The 11082-nt window shown below is 32.9% G+C and carries 13 protein-coding genes; 12 read left to right on the top strand and 1 reads right to left on the bottom strand.

Annotated features, from left to right (window positions below; genetic code table 11):
• Nucleotides 1–3 precede the first annotated feature (3 nt).
• The 6 genes from FJR37_RS09055 to FJR37_RS09030 all read left to right on the top strand — a co-directional run bounded on the left by FJR37_RS09055 (nt 4) and on the right by FJR37_RS09030 (nt 7385).
• Complete coding sequence (locus FJR37_RS09055; RefSeq protein WP_168465834.1) at nt 4–936, top strand: glycosyltransferase; 933 nt, start codon at nt 4–6, stop codon at nt 934–936.
• A 127-nt stretch (nt 937–1063) separates the two neighbouring features.
• Nucleotides 1064–1801, top strand: a complete 738-nt coding sequence (locus FJR37_RS09050; protein ID WP_168465833.1) for a bifunctional 2-polyprenyl-6-hydroxyphenol methylase/3-demethylubiquinol 3-O-methyltransferase UbiG — start codon at nt 1064–1066, stop codon at nt 1799–1801.
• 364 nt (nt 1802–2165) lie between these two features.
• Nucleotides 2166–3320, top strand: coding sequence for a glycosyltransferase family 4 protein (locus FJR37_RS09045; protein WP_168465832.1), 1155 nt, complete (start codon nt 2166–2168; stop codon nt 3318–3320).
• Between the two features lie 400 nt (nt 3321–3720).
• The gene (locus FJR37_RS09040) at nt 3721–4899 is read left to right on the top strand and encodes a glycosyltransferase family 4 protein (protein WP_168465831.1); all 1179 of its coding nucleotides are present in this window, start codon (nt 3721–3723) and stop codon (nt 4897–4899) included.
• A gap of 12 nt (nt 4900–4911) precedes the next feature.
• Nucleotides 4912–5994 (top strand): EpsG family protein, encoded by a 1083-nt coding sequence (locus FJR37_RS09035; RefSeq protein WP_168465830.1) that lies wholly within the window; start codon nt 4912–4914, stop codon nt 5992–5994.
• A gap of 302 nt (nt 5995–6296) precedes the next feature.
• Entirely contained in the window at nt 6297–7385 is a 1089-nt protein-coding gene (locus FJR37_RS09030; protein ID WP_168465829.1) for a glycosyltransferase family 2 protein, read from the top strand.
• 277 nt (nt 7386–7662) lie between these two features.
• Here FJR37_RS09030 and FJR37_RS09025 read toward each other — a convergent pair whose 3' ends face one another.
• Nucleotides 7663–7767 carry a hypothetical protein gene (locus FJR37_RS09025; RefSeq protein WP_254434547.1) on the bottom strand — a complete coding sequence of 35 codons (105 nt, stop codon included), beginning with the start codon at nt 7765–7767 and terminating at the stop codon, nt 7663–7665.
• 157 nt (nt 7768–7924) lie between these two features.
• Here FJR37_RS09025 and FJR37_RS09020 point away from each other — a divergent pair, with 157 nt between their 5' ends.
• From FJR37_RS09020 to FJR37_RS08990, 6 genes are all read left to right on the top strand, one after another.
• Nucleotides 7925–8146, top strand: coding sequence for a hypothetical protein (locus tag FJR37_RS09020; protein ID WP_039199730.1), 222 nt, complete (start codon nt 7925–7927; stop codon nt 8144–8146).
• On the top strand, nt 8136–8570 hold the full coding sequence (locus FJR37_RS09015) for a putative toxin-antitoxin system toxin component, PIN family (RefSeq protein WP_168465828.1): 435 nt from the start codon (nt 8136–8138) through the stop codon (nt 8568–8570). Before FJR37_RS09020 ends, FJR37_RS09015 begins: the two co-directional genes overlap by 11 nt.
• A gap of 355 nt (nt 8571–8925) precedes the next feature.
• A complete protein-coding gene (locus FJR37_RS09005) occupies nt 8926–9252 on the top strand; it encodes a nucleotidyltransferase domain-containing protein (RefSeq protein WP_039199727.1) in 327 nt (108 codons plus the stop codon).
• Nucleotides 9245–9658 (top strand): HEPN domain-containing protein, encoded by a 414-nt coding sequence (locus tag FJR37_RS09000; protein WP_039199725.1) that lies wholly within the window; start codon nt 9245–9247, stop codon nt 9656–9658. Before FJR37_RS09005 ends, FJR37_RS09000 begins: the two co-directional genes overlap by 8 nt.
• A 757-nt stretch (nt 9659–10415) precedes the next feature.
• Nucleotides 10416–10676, top strand: a complete 261-nt coding sequence (locus FJR37_RS08995) for a hypothetical protein (protein ID WP_168465827.1) — start codon at nt 10416–10418, stop codon at nt 10674–10676.
• 11 nt (nt 10677–10687) lie between these two features.
• The coding region (locus tag FJR37_RS08990) for a type II toxin-antitoxin system VapC family toxin (protein ID WP_168465826.1) at nt 10688–11082 on the top strand (395 nt) is incomplete at its 3' end.

Here is an 11082-nt window from a genome sequence, read left to right as displayed (position 1 = left end):
ATAATGGAGTTAAACGAAATGTCTGAGTTGGTTAGTGTGATAGTCCCGATGTATAATCATGCTCGATATATTCAACAGTGTTTAGATAGCGTTTACAATGAAGACTATCCTAATATTGAGTTAATTATTATTGATGATGGATCAAATGATGAATCTGTAGAAGTTGCTAAAAAATGGAGAGAATCTCATCAAGGCAAGTTTCATAGATTTCACATTGAAACTCAAGAAAATCAAGGAATATGTAAGACTTTAAATCGTCTGGTATCGATTGCAGAAGGTGAATATATAGTCTTGTTGGCTAGTGATGATTATCTAATCAAGGGAGGAATAGAAGCTAAAGTTAGCGCATTAAAAAAAAATCCACAATGGTTAGCAGTGTTTAGTGATGCAATTTTAATCGATCCAGATAGTAATATCGTTAGTCATAGTGCTATAGAATATTACAATGTTAATCGTTATGCTTTGCAATTTACCAACTTAATGGCACAGCAAATTATTATGTTTTGGACTCCTCCTATGCAAATTATGGTTTTTAAGAAAAAAGCATTCAACCCAATAATCGGTGTTGGACTGTATGATGAAACCATGTGTTTTGAAGATAGGGATATGTGTTTACGATTGTTAGCAAAACAAGCTTATGGATTTATAGATACTCGTGCTTATGCTTATAGAGTAAGAATACGACAAGAAGTTACACCAGGAGTGGACACAAATAGTAAAAGAAAAGATTTTCATATCATATCTGGTAAAGTCTTCAGTCATTTTTCTGGGATCAACAACTTATTTCTACGCGCTCAATATCAATCTTATGTAGATAGGAGTAAAAACAAAATATATTTTTATTTCTGGCGTTTGCTAATGCTAATACTAAGAGGCTATTACTATTTTCAGTTAAAATATAAACAACATTTCAGTCAAAATGCTAAATATAATTAAATGTATCTCAGTTCACTATATTACTGTACTTACACTTAAAAATTTTAGCTTGTGACTAAACTTGCCATAGGCTGTAATGGAGTGTTACTGTAAGTCATTACCACATTTATATTAATATCTTTACAACATGAAAGAGTCATCATTGAATTTAGTCAAAAGAAAAAAGACTTATTCGACTTATTCAGTTAACTTATACAACGGAGATTATTTTGTTGTCAGTCATATTCGGAAATTTATTGTTGATAGTATCACAAAATATCTATCCCCTGGCTTTACAGTAGTGGATATTGCCTGTGGAGAGCAGCCATTTTGTGATTTGATTAAAGGTATGAACGCAACATATATAGGTGTAGATATTATTCAAAATTCACAAAATACAGTAGATGTAGTTGCACCAATAACAGAGATACCACTGACAAGTTATTCACTAGATTTAATCATTTGTACTGAAGTGCTAGAGCATGTTTCTGATACCTACAAAGCGTTTAAGGAATTATCTAGACTGATTAAACCTGGAGGAGTAATCATCATAACAGTGCCTTTTACTTATCCTCTTCATGAAGAACCTTTTGACTTTGTTAGGCTCACACCTTACCAAATTACACAATGTGCAAGAGATAATAACTTAAATATTGTAGAATTAATTACATCAGGCAATGAATTGGAAGTAGTCGCAACTGTTCTAGACAATATGTGGATCAGAATGAATAGCAAAAATTTCAGTAAAAATCTGTTTTTTCTGATAGGCTTGATATCTCGAATAGTAATTAACTCGGTTGTCATTGTTTTAAGCAAATTAGTGGGAGATTATCTACCGAAAAAATACTATCTAAACACATTGTGCATATTAAGTAAAAACAAATAATTAAACCGATTTTGATGTAAAAAAATGGGCTAGAGATATACCGAATACTGATGTCCGTACTTTTTTTATAAATTTAGGGAGTAATTATTGAATTATGAGGATACTTTTTCTATAATGATACATTAGACTTTGGAGGTCATGAAAAAACTTTACTAGATGCATTGAAATATCTTGTTAAAGAAACTGATTTTGATTTAGCTTGTATTTTTTGTGATACTAGTACAGGTTAGTGTAAATAACATGACCATTAAAAGCTCTGAAAATTTGATAGATTACAAGGCTTAAAAATGGTTCATTCACTTACACCGTTGTGTATTAGCCAAGTAATAAATAAAATACTTTGATTTTCCAGTTGGAATTAGCTATGAAGATATTATTTTATGACGATTCGGATGTTTTTGGTGGTCATGAAGTTGCAACCGTTTATGCGGTAAGCTACTTAATAAGGCATACAAATCTAGATATAGGATTTATTTTTTATCGTGGTAATAAAAAGCTACATGAGAAGCTAAAGTTTTTAGTAGAAGGAAATGAAAATAGAGTTTCTCTTTATACTCTCAATTTCAAGTCTGGAAGTCTACAAAGCATAAGAACATTATTTTCATTAAGAAAAATTGGTATAATTCGCAACATTATTAACACATACAAGCCCGAAGTAGTGATAGTATCACAAGGTGGTATTGAACTATCTTCATTAGGATTACTTGCTGCTTATAAATCTGGTTGTAAAATCATTAGCTATATTCCAATGGCATTTAAACTTGCAGAGATTGAATTCCGATTAGGCGTAATTAGAGATATAGTTAATCAATATTTTTATAAATTGCCTAATCGGTTTATTACTGTAAGTAATAGCATGAGTCAGCAGATTATTAGACACGGCGTTTCTTCAGAGAAAATTCGTGTAGTTTATTGTGGTATAGATACTAACTTATATTGTCAAACCAGCAGTTTAGAAAATAGTACAAATATACTAAATAATTATGGAATAACAAACGTTAATTATGTTATGGGGATTGTGGGTCGCATACAATTTAAGCAGAAAGGACATGATTTTTTGATTAATGCATTGTCAGAAAATGTAGATCAGTTAGGAAACTTTAAGTTATTAGTTGTTGGAGATGGACCAGATCGTTATGCCTTAGAGTCAATGGTTAATCAGCAAGGATTAGCTGAATATGTAATTTTTATTCCCTGGCATGATGACCTATCCTTTGTATACTCGTCTCTAGATGTCGTGTTAATACCTTCACGTTTCGAGGGTTTGCCTTTAGTAATGCTAGAGTCCATGTATCATAATGTTCCTGTTCTTGCCTCGAATCGAGATGGAATGAAGGAGGTTCTACCAGAAGAGTGGTTATTTGATTGTTGTGACAGCGACTCATTTATCAAATCTTTATTACGAATTAAAAATATGGATAATACAGATTTTATAAAAAAAAATAAATTAAAGATTATTTCAGAATTTGATGTCGAGAATTTTGGTCGTAGTTTTTATGAGGCTATTACTAATAATTAGTATAAACATACTTTATACTTTTGTCGAGCATTAAGAATGAAAATTTAATATCAAATCATGCTAATAACATATTTATGTATGATAGTATATTAATTGATATGCAATTTAAAAATTAGTAATTTTTAATAAGATACATAAAACTCCTATAGGACTCCTATTTGATTTTGAACAAAACTCGGTACACCTTCATATTTTCAAATCCTTTTGCCTCTTGCCTTCCTACGCAGGAAAATTCAGGAATCAAACCGGAGTCCTATATTTGATTTCTGATAGCTTGCTTGGCGTATCCATACAAGACTTAGTAGCTTAGTAGCTATCAATTCTATCTTCCTTGTTCCCTGACTACATAAGTAAATTCAGGAATCAAACCGGATTCTTGTATAATAAATTTTTGACAACTATGAAATCAATTCTATTCGTTACAAGAGATATAGCATCATCAAATAATCATGGTGTAAAAATTAGAGAAATTGGTATTGCCAGACAGCTAAATAAACACTTTCATGTTGATATAGCATATCAAAATTACTCGTGCTTAGAAAACATTGATGATTTACCTTTTCGCAAGTTAATATACATTCCCAATTCAAAGCTTGAGGTTTTGATTAGAACTCTTAAGTCTTTTTTCACTTGTTCCTCATTCCATAAAAGATTTATTAATTATAAGTTAATAAACTTTATTGAAAGTTCTGAATATGATTTTGTTTACTTTAGTTGGATTTATACAGCAATAAATATTCAAAATATTCGATCTGCCAAATTTTTTATCACTGATTTAGTGGATGCGAACTCATTACATTATTCTGAGTCTAACCCTAAATCAGTTTTTAGAAAAATTTATTATTCACTTGAAAAAGAACGATTATTGCAAGAAGAAATTCTATGTTTGAATAAATCTGATATAACTATTTTATCAACCATAAAAGAACGTGAATATTTAGAAGAAACAAGAAAAAATGATGGACATAAAAATATCTTAGTTGTTACTAATGGTGTTGATATTCCTGAAAAAAACTTAATCACGAAGCCTACTATTTTATCCGAATTTAGAATAGGCTTCATAGGAAGCCTAAACTGGTATCCAAACCAAGAAGCCGTAGAAATATTGATAGAAGAGATTTTTCCACCATTAAAGAAGCAGTTTGGCAATCTTCAACTTTATATTATCGGTAGAGAGAATCCTTCTATACAAGCTAAATTTAGTAATGTACCTGATTTATTCTTTACAGGATTTATTGAAAATTTGGAAGAAATTCTTCCTTCTATTGATATGATGATATTCCCCCTAAAGGTGGCGAGTGGTATTCAAAACAAACTCATTACATCATTTGCATATGGAATACCAGCTATTTTCCCACCTAGAATGATTTTTCAACCTGAAATGGATCATTTGAAGGAATTATGTGTAGCCACGGATTCTAAATCTTATATAGATAAGGCTTCTCGATTGATAAATAGTCATGAACTGCGTAGCGAAATTGCAACATGGTCTAGAAATTTTGTGGAAGAACATCTTTCCTGGGAAAGAACAACAGAACAACTAGTCAATTATTTAAAAGATAATGCGAATAAATTGTAATAACTATTATATATGATTTACTATATTCTTCCGTGCTTTTTTATCCTGGGAATGTTACTGTTTCCAAAAAACCCAAAAAATAGTCACTTTTCTACTGTTGAAAACTATATTTTATTTGTTCTAATAATTTTATGTGTATTATTTTCAGGACTTAGATATGAAACTGGATCTGACTGGGATATCTATTATGATATGTTTAAAAATGCTGATAATTATTGGTTATCTCACTTTGAATTAGGATATCTTTTCTTTAATTATTTATTTTCTAAATTAAACGTAAATTATAATTTACTTTTAATATTAATATCTGGATTATACGCATTACTTTATTACTTACTAGAATCTTTTGCTTGTAATAAATGGATATTTGGCTTGTTTCTTTATTCAAATATTTATGTCATATTTTGGGGCGGAAATCGCCAGGCTATTGCCTTAGTTCTAGGTTGTGTTGGTACAATATATTTCTTGAAAAAAACGAGATTTTTATCGACTTTTTATTGGCTACTTGCAATTCAGTTTCATATTAGTAGCTTAACATTGCTACTCATTAGTTTTTGTTCAAATAAATTTAAATTAAGAATTGTAGTTATAAGCTCTTTCTTAATAAATTTATTAATTTTAATTAATCGCGGACAAAATCCTTTAGTTCAATTGATTAGTTATTTATTGCAAGGATTAAATTTCTTTAGATTTTCATCCTATATCGACGGGCAAGAATATTTGAATCCTGGTTTAGACTATGAGTCTAGAAATATAATAATTTTGTTATCAAATACAATTACATTGCTGTCATTTGTGCTATTTGGAGATAAGTTAATAAAGCTTAAGGCAGAAAATAAAAGTTTTTTAATTATCTGCTCTGTATATTATGCTATATTTGCTTTATTTCTAGGTGTATCTCAAAATTTTTCTGGGAGAACAATTATTTTTGGCAGACCATTTGAAGCAATAATTATCAGTTATCTACCCTATGTATTTAAATCTAATTTAACTGAAAAAACTGTTACTATAGTTATTATTATTTCTATGCTATTAAAAATATATTTTGCCTTTATTACACAAGGATTTTATTTGCCTTATCAAAGTATTCTATAGCTAAATATTGGCAATATAACTATTCAAGAATCAGAAAACATATTTTTATTTAATCTTTGATTATATTGTAGTTATTCACTCCCCCCCCTCTAAAATGATCGAAACCCTTGATCTCTCGTTAAAGATAGGGGGGAGTGTGAACAGTTACATTATATTTTAGCGAAACCTATTTATATCAGGTATTTTTTAGTATTAATTTATCAAAGGAAGTTTAGGGCAGCCAAATTTATTTACATCATCAATATTAGAAAGTGATCCATCTGTAAGTATATCCATTCCCACCTAAAATGAATCATCTAATCATGATTAATTCAAATTTATTTACATCATCAATATTAGAAAGTAATCCATCTGTAAGTATATCTATTCCAACTTACAACGAATCAGCTAATATAGAACGAGTAATCAAAGGTTTCTTAGCAACAGAATATCAGAATTTAATTGAAGTCATAATCGCTGATGGTGGGAGTAATGACAACACTCAAGAGATAGTAAAAAGATTATCTACACAAGATTCCCGAATTAAACTCATACATAACCCTTTAAAGGTTCAATCTGCTGGACTAAATCTCATATTACAGGAATGCACGGGTGATATTTTCCTTAGAGCCGATGCTCATTCAGACTACGCTCCTGACTATATAGAAAAATGTGTAGAAGCATTACTAGAATCCAAAGCTCTAAATGTGGGTGGAGCGCAACGTTTTGCCGCTAAAACACCTTTTCAAGCGGGAATAGCTCTAAGTTCCAAGAGTATTTTAGGCAGTGGAGGCGCAAAATATAGAGACCCAAATTATAACGGTTATGCAGAAACTGTTTATTTAGGGTGTTTTTGGAAGAAGGCTTTGACAGAAGTATCAGGTTATTCAACAGAAGCAACTGCTAATGAAGATGCGGAACTAAACCAAAAACTACTTAAAAAAGATCAAAATGTAATCTACATCAGTTCCAAAATCCGTGTTTGGTACTATCCCCGAAAAACATTCAAGTCTCTCTATATTCAATATTTTAAATACGGTCGAGGTCGTTATTTAACCAGCATTAAACACTCTATCAAGTCCCAAATAAGAGGCATAGTACCATTTTTGGTAATATCATCAATAACTTTATTGTTGTTAATTGATTTACTGTTTCCTCGACTGGGGCTACCTATGGTAATATTAGTTATCTTAGGGCTGTTATTACCATTTTTAGAAAGTCTGCGAGTCACATTAAAATCAAGAACTAGTTTCGAGTCAGAAATTTGGCGAGGTGATAAAGGTAAAATACCATCCTTTTTAAGTCGCTGGTTTTTCTGTGGAATAGTCTTATTAACAATGCCAATTGCTCATTCTTTAGGTTATGCTTATCAGCTAATAAAACATAAAATTCTTGGTTTAAATGGCTGGTAAAAATTATAAATTCTAAAATAGAGATTAACTATTCAAGAACATAAACCAGAGATATATATATCAAGGATTGAGCGTGAACAAAGAACCTCTCAAAGATTAATTTGATTGAGTTAGTTTCTGGAGAAAGGACAATATTAGCGATCGCTTTTGACCTTTGGATTTAATGTAGGGGTAGCGCCCCGTGGCTACCCTGATTTATGGGCAACCACAGGGGGTTTGCCCCTACAGAATTAATTGGTTTAGAGATTTTTAAAATATTCAATGCAGTAGCGATCGCTCACCATAGATGTAAAATTAGTAACTGTATTCGTAGATATGCCATCAAAAAAGTCAAAACCTGCACATACAGCGGGTCTGAAATTCTCATTCCCTGTGCTTGCATCTCATCTAAAACATCCTTAACACTAGCCAACACACCCTATAGTGTACAAATTGTATAGGTTAACAGAAGAGGAGATTAAGATAATTCAGGATAGTGTAAAACAGAAATAACTGGCGATCGCTATAATAAAACTAGACTAATTAACTTGTAACTTATCATGGAAAACATTACCATTCAAGTTGACCCAGAAATTGCCAAAGCGTACCGAGAAGCAGAACCAGAAAAACAGCAAAAAATCCAAATATTTCTCAACATAATGCTACAAAAAGCAGTCAGTCAAAAACCACTCTTAGATATCATGGAAGAAGCGAGTCAACAAGCCATTGCTAAGGGAATGACCCCGGAAATTTTAGAATCTATTCTCAAGGATGAAAACTAACCGTATCGTAATTGATACAAATGTAATTGTCAGTGCATTAATCTTCTCTAAATCTACCACAATGCAAGCTCTTAGAGAAGCCAAACAAAACGGAGTAATCTTAATTTCTGTGGAAATTTTATCAGAATTAATTGATGTACTCAGTCGTCCAAAATTTGACCGCTATCTATCGAGAAAAATTCGTGAAGACTTTTTAGCCAGTTTAGCTAGAGAAACAGAATTAATCACAATTAATGAAACAATTGATATTTGTCGAGATCCTAAAGATAATAAATTCTTAGAATTAGCCATTTCTGGAAATGCCACTCATATTATCACAGGAGACAAAGACTTATTAGAACTGCATCCTTTTCGAGATATCTTGATTGTTACACCGAGTCAGTTTTTAGATAGTTTATCTTCAGACCCGCATCAGAGATTCTGACTTGTCACAGGCTGAAGGTACAGCAAGAGGTGTAACCACAATCCCTTGACTACTAAGGACAATAGTAGCGAACTGCTTGCAGCAGCGCTTACGCGATCGCTATCCTCACAGAAATTATAGTAGATAAGCCAAGGGCGATCGCTAAAACCAGCCATACTAATCTATACTTGCCCTTTCTAAAAATACTACTCATAGCGATCGCTTCAGTGCTGCTGCAAGGAATTCTCTAAAACCAGCCTAATCTATACTAATATTAATCATGGCGATCGCTTTGGTTGTTCAAAATTTTGCAAAAGTTCATTGCCCCATCTTATTTAGTGTATTTTAGAGAAAGTATTAGAATAAGTTAAATTTTATGGCTGCCAAGCATTTAAGCACTCACTTTCTAAATGAAATTACTAACCGACTGGTGAGCGCGCTCGAACCAGAACAGATTTTTTTGTTCGGCTCTTATGCTTACGGTGAACCGACCGAGGATAGCGATATTGATTTATTGGTGATTATCTCAAAATCAGATGAACCACGCTATCGTCGAGCGCGTCAGGCATATAAAGCTTTGCGTGGTATTGGTATTCCAAAAGATATTCTGGTGATGACCCGCTCAGAAGTTGAACTCAAGGCTAGTGTAGCCAACTCACTAGTCAATCAAGTAATACGTCAGGGTAAACTCCTGTATGGATAACGCAAAATTTGCAGAAACTAGACAGTGGTTAATCAAGAGCCAGCGAGATTTAAAGGCTGCGTATGTGTTACTTATTAATAATGAAGAATCTCTGTTGGATGCTGTTGTTTACCATTGTCAACAGGCTGCCGAAAAAGCATTAAAGGCTTATTTGACATATCAAGAGCAGGTAGTCAAAAAAACCCATGATTTGGATGTTTTGTTAGATATCTGTTCATTGTTTGAACCTGGGTTTCATGATTTAAAAGATATAGCGGATACTTTGACCCCTTATGCAACAGAATTTCGATATCCAGGGGATGTAATTGAGCCGGAAAGATCCGAAGCTGAGGAGGCATTGGAGATGGCTACTTTAGTTCTAGACTTCGTTATTCAAAAATTGCCAAGTGAATTTGACCGTGAGTAAGATACTTCTGGTATTATTTGCAGATAGTATTTCACCCAAGTAGAATCACTACGTAACACGAAAATTGCCTGAGGTACGGCAGTTTGGTGAAAAGCGATCGCCTAAGCACCGCTGCAAGCATTTCGCTATCCTCGTTTGTGCGATTTTTGCAAGAGCGATAGCGAAGCGCGACCTAGTAATCGCTTGTAGGATGATTTTAGGAAGTGCGATAGCGAAGCGCACCGAAGGTATGGCTATGAGTTGACACTCTCAGGGCTAAAGCCGCTGAGATTCTTGGTTCAACGAGTCCACTTAACTTAGAACCCTTGCGGTATCTAAGCCAGAGGTGGTTCTCTCCCCAAGCGTTAACTTTCCCTCTGCCCGAAGGTAGTTGCATTACTGCAAATTTTGCTTGAGTTTAAATTCTGTGTTGTCTAGCTCCCATGAAGATTTTACCTATTCCTGGGTAGGAAACTAAAACTATGGAATAGAACCCTATATCCTCAATTGTCAAGGTACAGATTGCCGTTAGGCAGTTAGGTTTTTATACAGGTTGATTACCATTCCTGTTGTGAATAGTATAACATCATCAAATACAAAGGCGATAAACCTTTGCTCATTTTAACCAATCTTTATAAAAAGAAAAACTCTATGCGCTTTATTACCGCACGAGTCGCTTATATCTCAGGTCTAAAGACACTGAGTTTTACGCTTACCGGATATCTCTATAAAATAGAATCAATCAAGTATTTTGTCTTTCTATAAAAACGAGGTAAACATGACTTATTTAGAACTACATCAAAAAGTTGAACAACAGATATCCCAACTAGCACCAGAACAGCTTTCCTTAGTTAGTGATTTTATCGACTCTATTCAGGAAAAAAACACCGTAAATCAACGCCCATTACGTCGTATTTCTCCCATTAAGCGAGGTAAAAAAGCAGGTGATTTACTACATTATACTGGAACTTGGCATGGTGATGATTTGGAAGATTGTCTGCGTTTAGTTGAAGAAACTCGTTCTCAAACGCAGTTTTAATTTTTGTCACTATGTCTTATTTGCTCGATACTAATCACTGTAGCTACATTATTAATGGTAATCCTCAAGTTACCGATACCTTAAAATCTTCCTCCTCTGTTACCATTGGCATTAGCATTATCACTTATGCAGAACTGCTATATATGACAGAAAAATCAGCACTAAAATCTCAAAATTTAGGTGCAGTTCAGGTTTTTTTGTCCGACGTTGATTTATATTTTATTGATGAAGAAACTGCCATTATTTACAGTCGTCTAAAATCATCGGTTTTTAATTATTTTGCTCCCCAAGAGAAAAGCAAAGGTCGTAATTTTAGCATTGAAAATTTGGGATTTAGCGATCATGATCTTTGGATAGCAGCAACAGCAATTCAACACAATCTCACTCTCGTTTCTGCTGATAGCGA

The organism is Aphanizomenon sp. UHCC 0183, assembly GCF_009712065.1.
Lineage (GTDB): Bacteria > Cyanobacteriota > Cyanobacteriia > Cyanobacteriales > Nostocaceae > Dolichospermum > Dolichospermum heterosporum.
Note: the sequence above shows the minus strand (reverse complement) of the source record. Positions and strands in the feature narration are given on the sequence as shown.

What these genes read in the sequence shown, in the direction of transcription:
- FJR37_RS09050 (WP_168465833.1), top strand. Translation starts at nt 1,064, where the DNA reads ATGAAAGAGTCATCATTGAATTTAGTCAAAAGAAAAAAGACTTATTCG.
- FJR37_RS09005 (WP_039199727.1), top strand. Translation starts at nt 8,926, where the DNA reads ATGGCTGCCAAGCATTTAAGCACTCACTTTCTAAATGAAATTACTAAC.
- FJR37_RS09020 (WP_039199730.1), top strand. Translation starts at nt 7,925, where the DNA reads ATGGAAAACATTACCATTCAAGTTGACCCAGAAATTGCCAAAGCGTAC.
- FJR37_RS09030 (WP_168465829.1), top strand. Translation starts at nt 6,297, where the DNA reads ATGATTAATTCAAATTTATTTACATCATCAATATTAGAAAGTAATCCA.
- FJR37_RS09045 (WP_168465832.1), top strand. Translation starts at nt 2,166, where the DNA reads ATGAAGATATTATTTTATGACGATTCGGATGTTTTTGGTGGTCATGAA.
- FJR37_RS09035 (WP_168465830.1), top strand. Translation starts at nt 4,912, where the DNA reads ATGATTTACTATATTCTTCCGTGCTTTTTTATCCTGGGAATGTTACTG.
- FJR37_RS09055 (WP_168465834.1), top strand. Translation starts at nt 4, where the DNA reads ATGGAGTTAAACGAAATGTCTGAGTTGGTTAGTGTGATAGTCCCGATG.
- FJR37_RS08995 (WP_168465827.1), top strand. Translation starts at nt 10,416, where the DNA reads ATGACTTATTTAGAACTACATCAAAAAGTTGAACAACAGATATCCCAA.
- FJR37_RS09015 (WP_168465828.1), top strand. Translation starts at nt 8,136, where the DNA reads ATGAAAACTAACCGTATCGTAATTGATACAAATGTAATTGTCAGTGCA.
- FJR37_RS09040 (WP_168465831.1), top strand. Translation starts at nt 3,721, where the DNA reads ATGAAATCAATTCTATTCGTTACAAGAGATATAGCATCATCAAATAAT.
- FJR37_RS09000 (WP_039199725.1), top strand. Translation starts at nt 9,245, where the DNA reads ATGGATAACGCAAAATTTGCAGAAACTAGACAGTGGTTAATCAAGAGC.
- FJR37_RS09025 (WP_254434547.1), bottom strand. Translation starts at nt 7,767, where the DNA reads ATGCAAGCACAGGGAATGAGAATTTCAGACCCGCTGTATGTGCAGGTT.